Raw genomic sequence first — 19,668 nt, 5'->3', positions numbered from 1 at the left:
ATAAGAAAAATAACCTGGAACAGGAACGGCTAGAGAAATCCGGAAACTGATTATATAAACTTATAATGAGACTTTTTATTATTTGCCGGTTTCCCTTCACAATTAGAGGCTCTACGTGAGTTGCAGGATACTATACCCAGAGGGATTTGCTTCTGAAATGCTGCAACTTCATTGAAGAGATTGGATTTTTAAATTTGATTCAAAGGAATTCATGGGTTCGAATCTAATCTCCCGTACTAAGGAATAGGGTAATAAGGAGCTCGAATTTTTTGTACGCTTTTAATTAAACAATTCAATATTTGATTTTATGAAGTTGTTTGAAAAATTTATCTAAATGATTAATCTAAATAAACTCAACTATTTACTAATTTATATTTACACGTACGTATAATTGTACAAAAACAAGCATTTTGAGGAATGAGACATTAGCAAAAAGATTATACATAGAAAATATTTACGATTTTCTATATTTTAGGTAGAAGTTAGCATGTCTTAAATATTTTGATTTAAGAATCGTTCAAACGATAGGAGGAGAGAACGACAATGAACATTTCTATTAGATTAGAAGAAGAAAAGGATTTCAAAAGTGTAGAATATATGACAAGAGAAGCATTCTGGGATTTATACAAACCAGGATGTGATGAACATCTTGTAGTGCATAAAATAAGAAAAGTACCTGCATTTGTAAAAGAATTGGATTTTGTTGCATGTGATAAGGGTACAATCGTTGGCAATATTATCTATTCAAGAGCTAAGGTCCTGAATGAGGAAAATAAAGAATTCGAAGTTTTATGTATGGGCCCATTAACCGTATCGCCATCATATCAAAAGCAGGGGATCGGCTCTTTATTAATGAATCATTCTATCGAAAAAGCAAGGCAGTTGGGATATAAGGGTATTATTATTTTCGGAAATCCCGACTATTATCATCGTTTTGGTTTTGTCAATGCTAAAGAATATAATATCAAGACATCCTGGGGTGATGATTTTGATGCATTTATGGCATTGGAACTCTACGATGGTAGCCTGAGAGGTATTTCAGGAAAATTTAATGAGGACGAGGTTTTTAAAATAGAAAATGAGGAACTGGAGGATTTTGAAAAGCAATTTCCCTACAAAGAGAAGCACGTTACGGACACTCAATTAAAACTATGAATAAAAGAGGACTTTGCCTTACATGTCGCAGTTTGATTGAAGGATAAGGAGTTTAGAATCCAACCCTCGCACTTAGATTTTGTGTCGTCTATCTTATAATTTTTTTAGCGCGTCTTCTTCTTAGGGGTCACGTACCCAGGCTGGTTCCTTGCATAGCTATGCTGTCCCAAAGCCGGTCCGCTTCGAGCCTGTCTTCTTCGGTTAAGGGGGGTGCTTGACTGAAGATTACACCCTCGCTGGTCGCTATAAACCGCCGCCTTGGGTTATCTGGGCGCAGGTCTATGCCTTCCCCGTCCGGCTCTGCATTCTGGGCCACATCTTATCCATTGCAGCCTGATATTCTTCGTAAGTCATGCCGTCCGGGTCTACCCATTTGGGGTCGAACCTTTGGAAGAACAATGAATGCTGAGTAATCACATTATCAAAATAGGCAAAAGTATAAAGGGAGAGTTCACCGTTATAAGCGATTATTAACTTTTAAGCAGTAAATTAATCTTAACTTTTCTAAAGTTGTGCTTATAGCTCTTAATTGTTTTTAATATATCTTAAGTATACAAATATGAAAAAGCAATTAAGTAGCTTTTTCAGACAAATCACGGAAAGTATAACTATGAATAATTTTAAAAAACTAGGTCTCAGTAATGCTGTTTTGAAATCAATAAATGATCATGGCTTTGAAAGCCCTACAGCAGTACAGGAAAAATCAATTCCCCTAATACTTGCTGGGGAAGATGTTATAGCCGGAGCCGCAACAGGTTCCGGAAAAACACTCGCATTTGCTTCCGGCATATTACAAAATTCCGAAAAAGGAAAAGGAATTCAGGCTTTGATCCTGACCCCTACAAGAGAACTGGCGGAGCAGGTGGCAAATTCATTCAGGAAATTCTCAAAATACGACCCGTTAAATATCGCAACTATCTATGGCGGTGTAGGGATCAATCCACAAATTAAAGAATTAAAGAATGCCGAGGTTGTTGTGGGAACACCCGGTAGGCTACTCGATCATATCAGCAGAAATACCATCAAATTCAACAATGTGAAAACCCTTGTCCTTGATGAGGCAGACCAGATGTTTGATATGGGATTCAAAGTGGATGTAGAGAAAATTATCAAGGAATGTCCTCAAAACAGGCAGACCCTTTTGTTCTCTGCGACCATTACAAAAGATATTGTCCGGCTTTCCCGCAAGTACATGGAAAACCCGGTTCGAGTATCAGCAGATTCTTATATCGACCCGCAAAAATTGAATCAGGTTGTTTATAAAGTACAGGATGACATGAAATTATCTCTGCTCGTGTACCTTCTACAAAATGAGAAGTCAAACCTCGGGATGGTTTTCTGCAACACAAAAAGAAACACTGACAAAGTCGCAAAAAACCTGAGAAAATCAAGTATCAATGCCGTGGCAATTCATGGCGGATTGACACAGAACGAACGAACTCGCATAATGGAAAAATTCCATTCCGGGAACATATGTGTCCTTGTATGCACAGATGTAGCCGGAAGAGGACTTGATATACAGGGTGTTTCCCATGTTTACAATTATGATATTCCCAGGGAGAGTAAACAGTATATTCACAGGATTGGAAGAACTGCACGAGCAGGAACAGAAGGAAAAGCGATAAATATCCTTTCCAAAAATGACCATGCTAATTTCATGAGTGTGCTGAAAGACAATGATGTGGATATTAAGGAACAGGCACTACCTGCTCTGAAGAAGGTTGTAATTGAAAGACCGGAAATAAGATTGCCAAAGCCGGTAAATAGGATGAACAACCCCTCCAGAAAAGGTCATAAACCCAGGCACAAAAACTGTTAGACACCGTTCGTCTGTGCATTGCATTATAACTAACCATTGATCGATTGGCATTGGCAGGAGCAATGGACTGCTCCTGCAAAAACCCGGGCACGAGAATAAGAACGACGGCCAGTTCGTGCCACTACGATGTCAAAATGTACCCTTCCGATGCCTTCGGACCAATGGGCAGAGGTCGTTGACTGCGGGATGGGAGATTTTATGCTAAAATCAAATTGCGTGCGGCCACCCCAACCTGAACAGGCTGTCCGATAATTACCTCCAGTAATAACTGAATTCCTTCTTCTCCAATTTAAAAGCCTTAAATGCCTTTTTTACCATTTTTTATCCTGAAATTGAATTATCGGACAGCCTGTAAAGGACGGGGTATTCGTGACCCTCTGCGATCCCATAGTAATAAATTAGTACTCTCCTGAATTAAGCTCTGAATATGTACGGCTTGTTTTTGTGTAATTTCGTTTAGCTGGCTTATCTGGTCATCCTAATATCCCAAAAAACTGGACTTGGAACTCGATTGATTCAAAGCCGCTCCGAATTATCAAACAGGATTTTGAGTTTCCAGCCGGTGGTGGAGACAATTTTCCTTTAGGTTTTATCCCATGCGCTCCCTGTTTAATTAGTTTTTATTATTCCTGAATGACCGTAAATTGCATCTCACATTCTTTTTTTCACGCGCCACGCTCCGTTTTAACCCGCCTGCGTACAGTAGATAAATATGAAATCATTAGCCGCGCCGGGAAGTCTGACCCCGGAATATCAAACATGTAGCTGGATTCCACATTTATAAAGAATTACTGTCAACAAAAAACACATACAGGAGTTATTATTTAACGCTGACCGATGACGCATGAAGGTGCTTTAAAAATGCCTCTGAAATAATTCTATCCATGTCCTGAACGTTCAACAGAGAGCCCAGGAACTAACCTGTACTTTGTTCTGAGAATTTTATTTTGAGAACTTCCAAGCGAAAACTCGGGCACGTTTTCTAAAAAGGATGACTGATTACAGTAAAACAGCCGTTTGATATCGAAAAATCGGCTATATATGTAAAAACCTAAATTCGAATAGAAATGTTTAAATTTTTTAACACTGTTATCAGTACTAATTTTTTTCAGTATTTTTATATTTATATTGTTTATTTTATAATACCAGTAAATTGAAGATCAGAGGACATATGAATGAATATTAAGAAGAAACCAGGTTCAATAGTTTTAGCTTTAACAACACTTGTTTTATTTTTAATTCTCGTGTCATCCACGGTATCGGCAGCTTCGGTACAAAATTCTGTGGCCAGGGGGCAATATGCAGATATGTCGGACGAAAACAGCAATATTGCCTCCGTAACAATTGAAAGGCCATATACTGCCGCTTTTCCCATAAACGATAACGTTGGGGCTCGCAGTCCTGTATATGAAGGCTCTAATATCGACGATATTATCGATACATACGGAGACGGTACCACCCTTACAATCGATGCAACTCAGTTTGCAGCATTCTACTATAACATTGACGATAACGTGAAAACCGAATCCCTTTCCATAAGAGATGTTGCAGGCACTGCAGGCAATGTAATTGGAGAAGGTGGCATTGTCTATCAGACAACCATTCAGGCTACTGATTACAAGTTTGAAGACTGGGGCATGTATCCTGTTATCGGCTTCTTTGCAGAACAATACATCCCGCTCAACCCTGACAGAGCCGACAAGCTCACAAAGCTTGTTCTTGACAGTGACGATAAGTACAGCATCAGAACCGGTGAGCTCCTCGACCTTGGCAAAGGTTATGCTATCGAAGTCAAGCAAATCGATGTCGCTGGCAATAAAATATGGCTTGAATTCACCAAGGGTGGAGAATATGTAGATGATGAGATTATTTCGGTCTTTGATGACGGCACCAACACCTGGGAAGTTGAGCTTGATGGTATCCAGGGCGAGTACGGTGTCGTTGTCCTCAGGGTGCATGTCAACCAGATACTCAAGGACGCAGTTGGCAGCATTGCCCAGATCGAAGGTGTCTGGCTCATTGATTACGCAAATGCGATGACCATTGAGTCTGACGATGAATTCGGCACGCTCAATGATGTTAGAATCAACGGTGACACTCTTTTTATCACCAATGAAGACACCTTCACTCTGACCCGAAACTCTGATCAAGAAATCGCTGAAGGCATGTTCTTCAAGGTAGCTGACACCCCTGCCAATGAACTCAGGTTCTATGTCTTTAAGCAGATCACAGATCCCGGAACCTATGAAATCAGAGGGCAGATAGTATCCGGAACAGGTGACTTCACCTGGGATGCAAGCAACTTCGCATATTTCTACTACGACCTCAACGACGATGTCTCCACAGAATCCCTCAAAGTCTCCGGCATGAGCGGAAACGTGATTCCTGAAGGCGGTCTAGTTTACAGTACCACTATAAAGACCGTTGATTACGAGTACTCCAACACAGCTACAGGCTGGGATATGTACCCTGTCATCAGCTTCTTTGGAGAGCAATACATACCGATCAACCCTGACAGAGCTGACAAGTTCGCAAAGCTCGTCCTTGATAGTAATGACAAATACACCATCAGACAGGGCGAACTCCTCGACCTTGACCAGGGCTATGCTATTGAGGTCAAGCAGGTTGATGCTGACAGTGAAGAAGTCTTGCTCGAATTCACCAAGGACGGAGAATACATAGATGATGAAACCATCTCAGTCGGAACCGGCACAAGCACCTGGGAAGTTGAGCTTGATGGCATCCAGGGCGAAAACGATGTTGTTGTCCTCAAGGTGCATGTCAACCAGGTCTTCCAGAGTGAAGTCGACAGCATTGCCCAGATCGAAGGTATCTGGCTTATTGACTACGCAAACACAACGACCATCGAGTCTGACGATGAATTCGGTGTACTTAATGATGTTTTCATAAATGGTGATACCCTTTCTATCAGCAATGCAGACGTTTTCACTCTGACCAGAAACTCTGATCAGGAAATCGGCCAGGGCATGTTCTTCAAGATTGCTGACACCTCTACCTCTGAACTCAGGTTCTACCCATTCGTCGAAAAGGTCCTCGGAGAGAACGACAGCAAAGTACTTCCGGTTGCAGACTTCAGCATCAATACTACACAGGGCGCTGCTCCTCTTACTGTCCTCTTTACCGACACTTCAAAAAACGCAATATCGAGAAGCTGGGACGTTAACAATGACGGAGTTGAAGACTCTAATGAGGCAAGTTTTGCTTATGTGTACACCTCTGCAGGGACTTACACTGCTAAACTAACCGCAATCAATGAAAATGGCACGAATACAAAAACTACCATAATAAGTGTGGGGATAATTCCTATAAACGATAACGTTGAGATCCGTAGTCCTGTGTTTGATGGCTCTAATATCGACGACGTTATCACAAAATATGGCGTCGGTGGCACCCTTACAATCGATGCAACTCAATTTGCAGCATTCTACTATGCCATTGACGATAACGTGAAAACCGAATCTTTTTCCATAAGAGATGTTGCAGGCACTCAAGGTAATATTATTGGAGAAGGCGGCATTGTCTATCAGACAACCATTCAGGCTACTAATTACAAGTTTGAAGACTGGGGCATGTATCCTGTTATCGGCTTCTTTGCAGAACAATACATCCCGCTCAACCCTGACAGAGCCGACAAGCTCGCAAAGTTAGTCCTTGACAGCGATGACGAGTACAGCATCAGAATCGACGAGATACTCGACCTCGGCGAAGGTTATGCTATCGAAGCCAGGCAGGTCGATGCTGACGGTAATAAAGTCTGGCTCGAATTCACCAAGGATGGAGAATTCATAGACGACGAAATCTTCTCAGTCGTTAGTGGTTCTAACAGCACCTGGGAAGTTGAGCTTGATGGCATCCAGGGCGAAGACAATGTCGTTGTCCTCAGAGTGCGTGTCAACCAGATCTTTCAGGATGCAGTTGGCAGTATTGCCCAGATCGAAGGTATCTGGCTCATTGACTATGTAAACGCAATGACCATCACGCCTGATGATGAATTCGGCAAGCTCAATGATATTAGAATCAACGGTGACACTCTTTTTATCACCAATGAAAACACCTTCACTCTGACCAGAAACTCTGATCAGGAAATCGCTCAGGGGTTGTACTTCAAGGTAGCTGACACCCCTGCCAATGGACTCAGGTTCTATGTCTTTAAGCAGATAACAGATCCCGGGACCTATGAAATCAGGGGACAGGTTGCATCCGGAACAGGTGAATTCACCTGGGATGCAACCAACTTCGCAGGTTTATACTACGACCTTAACGACGATGTTTTCACAGAATCCCTCAAAGTCTCCGGCATGAGCGGAAACGTGATTCCTGAAAGTGGCCTTGTCTATGAAACAACCATCGAAATGGTTAATTACGAGTACTTCAAGCCTTCCGTTAGCTGGGACCAGTACCCTGTTATGGGCTTCTTTGGAGAGCAATACATACCGATCAACCCTGACAGAGCTAACAAGTTCGCAAAGCTCGTCCTTGACAGCGATGACAAGTACACAATCAGAATCGGCGAACTCCTCGACCTCGGCCAGGGCTATGCTATCGAAGCCAAGCAGATTGATATCTATGGTGAGAAAGTCTGGCTCGAATTCACCAGGAATGGAGAATTTGTTGACGACGAGATCTTCTCAGTCGATAGCAATTCAAACAGCACCTGGGAAGTCGAACTTGACGATATCCAGGGCGAAAACGGTGTTGTTGTCCTCAGAGTGCACGTCAACCAGGTCTTCCAGGGCGCAGTCGACAGCATTGTCCAGATCAAAGGTCTCTGGCTCATTGACTACACAAATGCAATGACCATCACTTCTGACGATGAATTTGGCGTACTTAATGATGTTTCCATAAACGGCAATACTCTCAGGATCAGCAATGAAAACATCTTCATTCTGACCAGAGGCTCCAAAGAGGAAATCGGCCAGGGCATGTTCTTCAAGATTGCTGATACCCCTGTAAGTGAACTCAGGTACTATCCATTCGTTGAAAAGATCATCGGAGAGAACAACAGCAAATTACTTCCTGTAGCAGACTTCAGTACAAATGTCACCAGTGGCTGTGCTCCCCTTTCAGTCCTCTTTACTGACCTTTCACAAAACGCACTATCGAGAAGCTGGAACTTTGGAGATAGATGTACTTCAACTGAGCAGAATCCAACACACACTTACTCGGCAGCAGGAACCTATACAGTTACCCTGAAAGTGGGTAACGCAGACAGAACTGCCTACAAAACTGCTACAATAACTGTAATGCAAGAAAGCAGCTCAAATGGCGGTAGTAGTGGTGGAAGCAGCCACAGCAGCAGTGGTGGAAGCGGTGGCGGCGGCGGTTCTCCTGAACCTGCAAGAAATGTTGAAGTAAAGGAACTTTCCCAGGTCTTCATCACAAACGGAAAAGCTATACAATTTGATTTTACGAAGAATGCAACCTGCGTTGTGTATGTGGGCTTTGATGCAAAAAAGACCGCAGGTAAAACTACTACCATCGTTGAGCAGTTAAAAAATAAATCTACCCTTGTATCAGGGCTGCCTTCGGATGAAGTTTATAAGTTCTTTAACATATGGGTTGGAAACAGCGGGTTTGTAACCTCAAAGAATATCGAAAACCCTGTAATCGGTTTCAGGGTTGAAAAATCCTGGTTGCAGGATAAAAAGATAGATCAGTCTTCCATTGCTCTGAACAGATATAGCAACAAAATATGGGAACAGCGGCCAGCAACCCTTTTCGATGAAGACGATATTTACATGTACTTCACAGCCGAAACCCCGGGCTTTTCTCCCTTTGCAATAACAGGGAAGGCAATTGCCTCTGAAAAAACTGCAATTGAAGTCCAGCCTGGAGATGAGTCTGGCAACTCTGAAGAGAACACGACGAATACAGGATCGGAAGCTGATCAAAAATCCGGACAGGAGGAAAGTACAGGCATGCCAGGTTTTGAAATCATTTGTGGCATCGTTAGCCTGCTTAGCGTATTCCTTTACATAAGAACATAAAAAGGAGAAATGCAGGGTATATATGAAAAACAACGGATGAAAGGTCAATCCTTTCACCTTTTTTTGTACATTTTGTGTTCAATAAAGCGGTCTTTCAAAAGACAGCATAATCCCAGGAACTTTTCTTTTCCTGGTAATTTACCTTTTTATTCAGCATATTGGAAAATTCATTAACAATCTTCCTGGCTCCTGCAGGTTTTAGGCTGAGATTGTAATTTTCAGTTCTTATGAAATCCTTAGTTTCTATAATTCCACTTTCAATAGGCTGATAACTGTCAGATTCACAAGGGACCTGAAAGGCCTCCTGAAAGGCTCCTGAAAGGCTCCTGAAGGTTAGGCTAAATTGTTTTACCTTGATATTTTACTTTCTTATTCATCCAGTTCAATTCTGATATCGCCCACATTTCTCTCAAATTTAAGTAACTTAGATTATTTCAAATATTATGGAAAAAATAACTCCAAAAACACAATTCAATAATATTGATGAATATATCGCAATATTTCCAAAAATGGCCAGGATATTTTAGAAGAACCGAGAAAAATATCAGAGAGTCGGCACCTGAAGCCGAAGAAACGATAAGTTACGGAATGCCCACATTCAAGCTCAATGGTAACCTGGTGCATTTTGCCGCATACAAAAATCATATCTGATTTTATCCAACCCCCTCAGCAATCACTGCTTTCAAAAAGGAACTGACTCCTTATAAGCAAGCAAAAGGGTCTGTTCAATTTCCAATTGATAAACCGATACTTTTTGATATTGTGAAGAAAATTGTAGAATTTAATGTAAAAGAAAATGAAGCAAGAATTAAAAATAAAAAAATATCCGCAACTAAGGCAAAATGAACTTTAACAAGGCCGCGATATCCGGCACCTGATTTTATTGAGAAGGCATTAATAATGAATCAAATATTGGAACAGTTATTTCCTTTGAAAAGAAATATGCCCGTTATGTTACTGCCTTAAACCGCACCGGTATTCTCACACTTCTTGTTAAGGAATGGTAAAAATATAATTTCAAATATTCACTTTGGGAATGACTTCATAACCATTGCTGAAGACAATACCGAGAACAAAAATCATGAAATTGTATCTTCTTTATTCTTAAATTAGAAAACATTGGGGTGATCGGAACGCATAATTGATTTTCCAAACTAGAGGTTCAGGAACATAACTCTGAGTTTTTGGATCAGCTCTCATTTATATCTCGGTACTAAAATATAATAAACTGGATAATTATTTATACCATAAACATGATGTACGTATCGTTGTATTACATCGATTATAGTCAGCTTTTTATTGTATTCTTACGGGGCTTTTCCTCAGAACCCTCTTTTTTGAAATGTTTTCCGGGCTTCAGAGAGAACCTCAACTGCTAGAATACAATAGTATCAGATTTTACTAAAGTGGAGTTACTATTAAAATAAAGTCTACAGAGTGAATGTTTCGGGTATCTGAAAGTGAAAGTATTCAAGAGATCAGGTTAAAAAATAGCAAGTAAAAGAAACAATGAATTCGACGATGGGAAGTTGAGTCTTCAGGAATTTCGCAAACAAACCATTGTTTAATACTTTCAGCCCGCTATATAACTTTATTAATAAAAAGTCTGCGTTCTGTTACGTGTGTTGAAAAATTGGGGCAATTAATTAAAATAAATAGATTCTTGCTGCTGGTGGGAATGGATGAAGAAAATGAATGTCGGTAGATAAACCAGTCCAATCAACTGGATCTGTTATTGGATTTACTATTTATTATAATTTGGAATTATCAGCTTGATTAACTGTGCTACTAAAACAGAATATATTCCTTTAAAGATGTATTGGTCTTTAAACATGTGTCTGATCAACATGTATCTGATCTTTAAACACGTATCTGATCTTTAAACACGTATCTGATTTCAGATTAGTTACAGAATATTTATTTTAATCTTTAGTCTTAATTCAAACTTTTCAAATCTTTATTTTATCCATCCAATTAATACGAAAAACTTGAGAGAAAGAAAATGAAAAATATCATCGTTAAAGGGGCGCGGGAACACAACCTGAAAGACATTACCGTAGAACTTCCGCGGGACAAGTTCATTGTTATCACAGGTGTTTCAGGCTCCGGGAAATCCACCCTGGCTTTTGACACGATTTATGCCGAAGGACAGAGGCGTTACGTGGAGTCTCTCTCAGCTTATGCGCGGCAGTTCCTCGGGCTTATGAGCAAGCCGGATGTGGACAGCATTGAAGGGCTGTCTCCGGCAATATCCATAGAGCAAAAAACTACCTCTAAAAACCCCCGCAGTACGGTAGGGACTGTAACTGAAATCTATGACTACCTCAGGCTGCTCTTTGCAAGAGTAGGGACACCTTACTGCCCTATCCATGATATCAAAATAGAGTCTCAGTCTCCGGAAAGGATTGCGGACAGCCTCAGCAGGGAGTGTGAAGGAATGGTTACAATCCTCGCACCCATAGTCCGCCAGAAAAAAGGGACTTACCAGCAGCTTTTCAGGGACTTGAACAGCGAAGGCTTCACGCGGGTAAGGGTAAACGGGGAAATCCACAGGACAGATGACGAAATCTCCCTTGACCGCTACAAAAAGCATGATATTGAAGTGGTAATTGACCGCCTGGACCCTGCCGAAGACCGGTCAAGGCTTGTAGAAGCCTGCGAAAGTGCCCTAAAAAAAGCCGAAGGGCTCCTGATCGCTGTGGATTCGGAAGGAAAAGACCACCTGTATTCTTCGAATATGGCCTGTCCTGTTTGTGGGATGGCTTTTGAGGAACTTCAGCCCAGGATGTTCTCTTTCAACAGCCCCTTCGGAGCATGTGAAGCCTGTAACGGGCTCGGGTTTAAGATGGAACTCGACCCTGACCTCATAATTCCGGACAAAAGCCTGTGCATTGCCGACGGAGCCGTTGCTCTTTACAGGAACTACCTTGACGGCTACCGAAGCCAGCACCTGGCAGCTGTTGCAAAGCATTTCGGTTTTGACATCTTTACTCCTGTTGAAGCTCTTTCGGAAAAGCAATACAATGCCCTCATATATGGCTCAGATGAACGCATCCACTTTAACATGAGCATGAAAAACGGGGATGCCCAGTGGTCCCACAGGGGGACATGGGAAGGGCTTCTTCCGCAGTCTGAGAGACTTTATAGCCAGACAAAATCCGAATACCGGCGAAAAGAGCTTGAGAAATTCATGCAGGTCCACCCCTGTCCTAAATGTGAGGGCAGGCGCCTGAAAGAAAAGGTTCTTGCAGTCAAGCTCGCTGGCAAGTCAATTGTGGACACGACAGATCTCTCCATTATCCAGTGTATCCAGTTTTTCGAAAACATGGCGCTTTCGGGAAAAGAGAGGGAAATCGCAAAACAAGTCTTGAAAGAAATTCGTTCCAGGCTTGGATTCCTTGAGCATGTGGGGCTTGGTTACCTGACCCTTTCCCGCAGTGCAGGTACACTATCGGGTGGAGAAGCCCAGAGGATCAGGCTAGCAACTCAGATCGGCTCAAATCTCATGGGAGTACTCTATGTTCTGGACGAACCTTCGATAGGGCTGCACCAGAGGGATAACGAACGGCTTATCCAGACTCTGCAGACCCTACGGGACCTGGGGAACACTCTTATCGTGGTAGAGCATGACGAGGACACTATCCGGGCTGCGGATTATGTGCTCGATATAGGCCCGGGTGCAGGGATACATGGAGGGTATGTGGTAGCTGAAGGGACACCCGCAGAAATCGAGAGAAATCCGGAGTCTCTGACAGGCAAGTATCTCTCAGGAGAAAAGCAAATAAAACCTCCTGCTCTCCGCCGACAGAGCGACGCATTCATCCGGCTGAAAGGCTGCAGGGCAAATAACCTGAAGGACGTCGACGTGAATGTTCCCATAGGGCTTTTCACAGTAATCACAGGGGTTTCGGGTTCCGGAAAGTCTACCCTTATCTACGATACTCTTTACAAAGCCCTGATGAAGAAGATCAACAAATCAAATGTAACACCCGGGGAATATGATGAGCTGGTTTTTGATTCCGAGCTCGATAAGGTAATTGTTATCGACCAGAGCCCCATAGGCAGGACTCCCCGCTCGAACCCTGTGACTTATACCAAGGTCTTTGATGCAATCAGACAGGTTTTTGCCGAAACAAAGGAAGCCAAAATCCGGGGTTACAAAACCGGGCGCTTTTCTTTCAATGTAAAAGGAGGACGCTGTGAAGCCTGCCAGGGAGATGGGCTGATCAAGATCGAAATGAATTTCCTGCCTGATGTTTACATTGAATGTGAAGAGTGTAAAGGCACACGCTATAACCGGGAAACCCTCGAGGTAAAGTACAGGGGAAAATCAATTTCCGAAGTTCTGGACATGACAGTTGAAGAAGCTGCAGAGCATTTTGAAAACGTCCCTGCAATCAAAGGCAAGCTTGATACCCTCACGCGAGTAGGGCTGGGATACATCAAACTCGGGCAGAGTTCAACTACCCTTTCCGGGGGAGAAGCCCAGAGAATAAAGCTGACCCGCGAACTCTCTAAAAAGGGAACTGGAAAGACTATTTATCTTCTCGACGAACCCACAACAGGGCTGCATTTCCATGACGTTAAAAAATTGATTTCGGTTCTCAATGGTCTTGTCGCAAAAGGAAACACCGTGGTTGTCATCGAACACAACCTGGACGTCATCAAGTCAGCAGACCATGTAATTGACCTCGGCCCCGAAGGCGGGAACGCAGGAGGGGAGATTGTTGCCACAGGTACGCCAGAAGAAATTGCCCTGGTTCCGGAAAGCTATACCGGGCACTTCCTTGCTCCCAGACTATCGGGAGGAGGGAACTCGTATCTGGACTCGGGAGCACAGCCTGTTGAGGCGATTTTTGAGGACGGGGAAGATTTTGAAGCCGATTTTGAAGCCGATTTTGAAAATTTCGAAGAGGACTCGAGTGAAGGCCTCGAAGAAGAGCCAGAAGAATTTGAAGACGGAGCAGATGAATTATTTGAAGGACAGGTACTTTAAAAGATTCTTCCAAAGATTCTCCCAATAATAAAATCTGAAAACCAAATTTGAATAAACCAGATTTGAATACAATGAGGCTCAAAAATGATTGACCTGGACGCTCTTCCGCATCTGCCCGGCTGCTACCTTTACAGGGACGAGGAAGGGGTTGTTCTCTATGTGGGGAAGGCAAAGGACCTTAAAAAAAGGGTGAGCAGTTATTTCCAGAAAAGGGACCACGACCCTAAAACAGCGAGCCTTGTGCAGGCTGCCAGGGGCCTTGACTTCATTGTCACAAATACCGAGGTGGAAGCCCTGCTCCTTGAGAATACTCTGATCAAGAAGCACTGGCCCAGGTATAATATCCTCCTCAAGGACTCAAAGCGATATGCCTGCATCCACCTGACCGGGGAAAAATTTCCCAGGATCAGGATTGCCCGGAAAAATACCGGAGAAGGAGAGTTCTTCGGGCCTTTCGTTTCTGCAAAAGAAAGGGACTACATCTTTGAGGTCGTAAGAAAAACTTTCCAGCTCAGGACCTGTAAAAAAATGCCTGCTCGTGCCTGCCTGCGCTATCATATAGGAGCATGCAGCGGGCCATGCATTGGGAGTATTTCTATGGAGGAATATGGAGAGAAGGTAAAAAGGGCGACTTCTATCCTGAAAGGCAATATAAGGGAATTCATCGAGTCCATGGAAATAGAGATGAAAGAGATGGCTGCAAAGCAGATGTTTGAGCAGGCCATGGAACTCAGAGACGAGATTGCAGCCCTTGAAAGCCTCCAGGAAAAACAAAACATGGAGAGGCAGAAGAAACATGATGAGGACATTCTGAACTACATTGTCAGGGATGATACTGTCTACCTCATGCTTTTCAAAGTTTACAAAGGGACCCTGGAAGACAAGCAGGATTATGTGTTTGCCTTCGGACAAGATTTTTTGGAAGAGTTTCTGGTGCAATACTATTCCGAGAATGATCCGCCTGAGGAACTGATAGTTCCCGAACCCCTTGAAGAGCCCATGGTCGAGTTCCTGACACATGTGAAGGGGAAGAGAGTGAAAGTAACGGTTCCGAAGCAAGGAGAAAAAAAAGAGCTTCTTGATCTTGTCCTGAAAAATGTTGAAATCGGATTTTTCGGGGACAGAAAAAAACTCGAAGCCCTGCAGAGCAAACTCTCCCTTCCAAAGCTCCCGAACGTTATAGAGTGCTTCGATATTTCCCACCTCTCGGGCACGGCTACGGTCGGTTCAATGGTGCAGTTCAGGGGAGGCAGACCTGATAAACATAATTACCGCCGCTTCAAAATAGAAAGTGTAGAAGGGATTGATGATTTCGCTTCCATTGCCGAGGTTGTACGCAGGCGCTATTCCCGCCTGATTGAGGACAAACACGAGATGCCTGACCTGATAGTTATTGACGGGGGGAAAGGACAGCTTTCTTCAGCCTTTCAGGAACTCCGGAAACTCAAGCTCAGGATTCCGATTATTTCCATTGCCAAACGTGAAGAAGAAATCTATGTTCCGGGGCTTAAGTCCCCCCTTCCTATCAAAAAAGATGAAAAAGCTTCTCTCTTTGTTCAGGAAATCAGGGACGAAGCCCACAGGTTTGCAATTAACTATAATCGCCTGCTCAGGCAGAAGTCATTGATCCCGTAAATTTCAATATCCGTTAATACCCGTTAAACTGTAATTATGGGAAAGTGCAGCCTATAGTGAATTGCAGCCTACAGAAAATTGCAGTCTACAGGAAATTGCAGTCTACAGGAAATTGCAGCCTACAGTGAATTGTCGTCCTCTGGCCTGTAATCATCTACCCTGTAGTCCTTGCCGTATCCCTTGCCCTTGACACTCCTCAGTTGGTGATGTCAGTTAGTTTCAATAATGTCAATAATTCTCATTTACTTAAGAAGGTCTTGATTCCTATGAAAGTTTCCAGCCAGACGCCCGAGACGTTATCCGGAGAAAAATCCGAAACAATACATGATGCACGGTACCGGGACAGCCCTCAGTTTAAACTGGTTTCCGATTTTGAGCCCAGGGGATCTCAGCCGCAGGCAATAGAAAAACTTGTGGATGGGCTGAATAAAGGGGAGCGGTTCCAGACCCTTCTAGGAGTGACAGGGTCCGGAAAAACGTATACTGTTGCAAATGTTCTTAACCAGGTGAAGAAGCCTACCCTTGTTATTGCTCATAATAAGACCCTGGCTGCCCAGCTATATAATGAGTTCAGGGACTTTTTCCCTGAAAATCGCGTTGAGTACTTTGTCTCATATTATGACTATTACCAGCCCGAGTCCTACCTTCCTGCCAAAGACCAGTACATTGAAAAAGATGCGCAGATAAACCCGAAAATTGAACAGATGCGCCTTGCAGCCACAGCTTCCCTCATGTCGCGCCAGGATGTGATTGTGGTTGCTTCCGTGTCCTGTATTTACGGGCTTGGCAACCCTGAGAACTTCCAGAAGATGGGGTTTGAACTGAAGGTTGGAGATAAGGTCCAGAGAAAGGAAATCCTTGAGAAACTTATCGATATCCAGTTTGAAAGGAACGACCTTGAACTAATGCCCGGGCGCTTTCGCGTAAAAGGGGATACCATTGATATCATTCCCGGTTACTTCGATGATATCATCCGGGTCGAACTCTTCGGAGACGAGGTAGACAGGATCTCAGAGATAGACAAGCAGACAGGGGAGAGAAAGGAAGAAATGGACTACTTCTTCGTTTATCCTGCCAGGCACTATGTTATCCCTGAAGAAGAACAGAAAAGCGCAATCCAGTCAATCCTTGAAGAGCTTGAAGAGCGCTTGCCCGAACTCGGGCTGCTCGAGTCTCACAGGCTGAAGCAGCGCACGCTCTATGACATGGAGATGATTCAGGAGACTGGCAGCTGTAAGGGTATTGAGAACTACTCAAGGCATTTTGATCACAGGCAGCCAGGAGAACAGCCTTTCTGTCTGCTTGACTATTTCCCTGACGACTTCCTCCTGGTCATTGACGAAAGCCACCAGACCATCCCGCAGCTGCACGGTATGTACAATGGAGACCGCTCCCGTAAAAAGAGCCTTATTGATTATGGCTTCAGGCTCCCGAGCGCCTTTGACAACAGACCCTTGAAGTTTGACGAATTTGAAAAGTACATGAAAAATGTGATCTTTGTTTCGGCAACCCCTGCAGACTATGAGCGGGAGCAGTCCGCCCGGATAGTGGAACAGATTATTCGCCCTACCGGCCTTGTTGACCCTGAAGTTGAGATACGTCCCCTCGAGGGTCAGGTCAGGGACGTTATGCAGGAAATCCGGAAAATAGTGGAAAGGGGAGATCGCGCCCTTGTGACCACTCTTACCAAAAAGCTCGCAGAAGAACTGACCGAATTCCTTGCCAGAAATGAGATCAAAGCTCGCTACCTGCACTCGGATATCAAGACCATCGAAAGGACAGAAATCATTCGCGAACTGCGCCTTGGCAAGTTCGATGTCCTTGTAGGGATCAACCTGCTCAGGGAAGGTCTTGATATTCCCGAAGTTGGCTTCATCGGTATTCTTGATGCAGACAAGGAAGGCTTCCTCAGGGACTCTAAGAGCCTAATCCAGATCATAGGACGTGCAGCCCGAAACTCCAGTTCAAAGGTTGTCCTTTATGCTGACAAAATGACCGACTCAATTAAAAAAGCTGTAAGTGAGACTGAACGCCGCCGTACAATGCAGATCGGCTACAACAAAGAACACGGCATTGTCCCGACGACCATCCGAAAACCCATACGAGAAAAAGTAGTGGATATTACAGATACCAAGCATATCCCGAAGACAGACATCCCCAATGTAATCATCGAACTGGATACCGAGATGAGAGAAGCTGCAGATAGGCTTGATTTCGAACGTGCAATCCAGCTCAGAGAGATTATAAAGAAACTGGAAAAAGAAGTAAAAACGGTGTGAAACGGGTATATGAGACTGAAGTAATCTGTGATATAGCTGAGCCTTAAATAAGGCTAGCTATCTCCTCTTCTCACAAGAAACTGAGTTTTTGCCTTTGAATGTTCATCTCAGAATATCTTGGTTAGAAAGTTTTAATCAAAAAGTCAGGAAGCCAAGGCATCTGGCTTAAAATCTCTTTTCCTCACAAAAACATTTCGGAGTAGTCTGTCGATTTACCGGCATCTCTGGGGCAGGTAAAAGTAAGACCTTTTGGTCCCTAGAATACAGGACAGGGGTTTTGCTTTCTCAAAAGCCATCCTGCCTTCCTCAAAAGCTATCCTGCCTTCCTCATCAAAAAAGTTCTCATCAACTGCCATGTTTACGACTTTTCCTATGATAAGGGAGAACTTTTCCCTCAGGACCTCTTCCACAAGGGTGCATTCCTCCCAGGCAAGACAGCCTTCAATACCAGAAGCCCTTATTTCCTCAGAGATATGAGACTTTAGCCCGGCCATTTCGAATTCGTCTACTTTTGGTGGATAATTTCGGGAACAGACCATGACAGCTTCTTCCATCTCTATGGAAGGAATATTTATAACAAACTCTCCTGTTTCACGAATGTTTGTGAGTGTGTCGCACTTTAGCCAGGAAGCAAGCACCATTTCTTCGAGGGGGCGGAGAATCGGAGTTATATCAGACCAGGGGGCAGCATTCCGGATGCCTTCTTTTGAGACCGTAGAAATAAGGGCAACAGGCAGGGGAAAAATTTGCTCTCTTTCACTCGGTTTTAATTTCACGAGCTTATCTCAAAATTTCTGAACTCAAAATAGTATTGTCTCTAATATGATTCATATTTTATGCTACTAATTATGAGTAAATTGTTATAATAATATACATGCTTTGAAAACAAATGATTCATGTCCTGTCCCGATGAGTTATAAAATCAGGGTGCCGATATCAGATTCAGGCATCCTTCCAGATTCATAAAAGAAAAACTCATGCATACAAACAAACACTATGTGGCTCTGAGAACCATATCCTGGATATCATCCTCTAATTTGGTGAGGATATGAGTAAAGCTGTCAATAGGCTGGATTTCGAGGGTTTAATATGGATAAGGAAGCTCATAAAGAAACAGAAAAAAGAGATATAACAGCGCGCAGGTAGGAGTAACCCTGAAAGGTAAAGATCATTTCCGTCAGTTTTTTACTTTTTCATAGTTCTTTTCCCGTTGTCCTGCCTTAAATATGCATGTATATTAATTTTTTCATATTTATATACACTTAATCTTATTTTTTGTTATGTATTCTCGTTTAAAGATCAAGCTTTCCGAAATTTGATGCGGATTTAAGAACAGATTAACAGTTTGGTTCTATCTTATCCGTTTTTATAATTATATATATTTTGTTATATTATTTAAGTCTTAAGAATTTCTGTAATTTCTCTTCGGTTCAAATCTCTACCAGTGCCGAATATACTGATTTTTCCTTAATATACTGTTCAAAGTATATTTAACTAAATAAGTTTATCTCTTTATAGATTGATAAAAAAACAGTCGCTTATTTCTCTAAAGGAGGTTTGCTGGTGAAATTAAAATATATTATGGGAATTCTTATACTTTTGCTGCTTACAGCTGGCACGGCAAGTGCACAAACATTTTATTTGACTGATGTAAATGATAATAAATACGATGGTTTGATTAAAATTAAAGTGACTTATGATGGAAATACAATAACTGTTCAGGATGTTAGCTCCGCTCTTGACAGTACCTCAAATGTAGATGTAAAAGCGATCGGG

Annotated in this window: 8 protein-coding genes; 7 read left to right on the top strand and 1 reads right to left on the bottom strand. The window is 42.8% G+C overall.

What is annotated here, in order from left to right; genetic code table 11:
- Positions 1–543 precede the first annotated feature (543 nt).
- The 6 genes from FXV91_RS09255 (at position 544) to uvrB (ending at position 17,892) form a co-directional block, all read left to right on the top strand.
- A complete protein-coding gene (locus tag FXV91_RS09255; RefSeq protein WP_229390300.1) occupies positions 544–1,155 on the top strand; it encodes an N-acetyltransferase in 612 nt (203 codons plus the stop codon).
- A 649-nt stretch (positions 1,156–1,804) separates the two neighbouring features.
- Positions 1,805–2,974 carry a DEAD/DEAH box helicase gene (locus tag FXV91_RS09250; RefSeq protein ID WP_229390299.1) on the top strand — a complete coding sequence of 390 codons (1,170 nt, stop codon included), beginning with the start codon at positions 1,805–1,807 and terminating at the stop codon, positions 2,972–2,974.
- 1,175 nt (positions 2,975–4,149) lie between these two features.
- Positions 4,150–8,982 carry an S-layer protein domain-containing protein gene (locus FXV91_RS09245; protein WP_229390298.1) on the top strand — a complete coding sequence of 1,611 codons (4,833 nt, stop codon included), beginning with the start codon at positions 4,150–4,152 and terminating at the stop codon, positions 8,980–8,982.
- A gap of 2,002 nt (positions 8,983–10,984) precedes the next feature.
- The gene (gene uvrA, locus FXV91_RS09240; RefSeq protein ID WP_229390297.1) at positions 10,985–13,978 is read left to right on the top strand and encodes an excinuclease ABC subunit UvrA; all 2,994 of its coding nucleotides are present in this window, start codon (positions 10,985–10,987) and stop codon (positions 13,976–13,978) included.
- An 84-nt stretch (positions 13,979–14,062) separates the two neighbouring features.
- Entirely contained in the window at positions 14,063–15,613 is a 1,551-nt protein-coding gene (gene uvrC, locus FXV91_RS09235; RefSeq protein ID WP_229390296.1) for an excinuclease ABC subunit UvrC, read from the top strand.
- A gap of 266 nt (positions 15,614–15,879) precedes the next feature.
- The gene (uvrB, locus tag FXV91_RS09230) at positions 15,880–17,892 is read left to right on the top strand and encodes an excinuclease ABC subunit UvrB (RefSeq protein WP_229390295.1); all 2,013 of its coding nucleotides are present in this window, start codon (positions 15,880–15,882) and stop codon (positions 17,890–17,892) included.
- A gap of 212 nt (positions 17,893–18,104) precedes the next feature.
- Here the strand turns inward: uvrB and FXV91_RS09225 are convergent, their stop codons facing one another.
- Positions 18,105–18,668 (bottom strand): flavin reductase family protein, encoded by a 564-nt coding sequence (locus FXV91_RS09225; RefSeq protein WP_229390294.1) that lies wholly within the window; start codon positions 18,666–18,668, stop codon positions 18,105–18,107.
- A 787-nt stretch (positions 18,669–19,455) separates the two neighbouring features.
- Here FXV91_RS09225 and FXV91_RS09220 point away from each other — a divergent pair.
- Positions 19,456–19,668 (top strand): hypothetical protein (locus tag FXV91_RS09220; protein ID WP_229390293.1); only part of this gene is annotated, 213 nt, incomplete at its 3' end.

This window comes from Methanosarcina sp. DH2 (assembly GCF_020804225.1).
Taxonomy (GTDB): domain Archaea; phylum Halobacteriota; class Methanosarcinia; order Methanosarcinales; family Methanosarcinaceae; genus Methanosarcina.
This window is presented reverse-complemented; position numbering and strand designations above follow the sequence as displayed.

What these genes read in the sequence shown, in the direction of transcription:
- uvrA (WP_229390297.1), top strand. Translation starts at nt 10,985, where the DNA reads ATGAAAAATATCATCGTTAAAGGGGCGCGGGAACACAACCTGAAAGAC.
- uvrC (WP_229390296.1), top strand. Translation starts at nt 14,063, where the DNA reads ATGATTGACCTGGACGCTCTTCCGCATCTGCCCGGCTGCTACCTTTAC.
- FXV91_RS09245 (WP_229390298.1), top strand. Translation starts at nt 4,150, where the DNA reads ATGAATATTAAGAAGAAACCAGGTTCAATAGTTTTAGCTTTAACAACA.
- FXV91_RS09255 (WP_229390300.1), top strand. Translation starts at nt 544, where the DNA reads ATGAACATTTCTATTAGATTAGAAGAAGAAAAGGATTTCAAAAGTGTA.
- uvrB (WP_229390295.1), top strand. Translation starts at nt 15,880, where the DNA reads ATGAAAGTTTCCAGCCAGACGCCCGAGACGTTATCCGGAGAAAAATCC.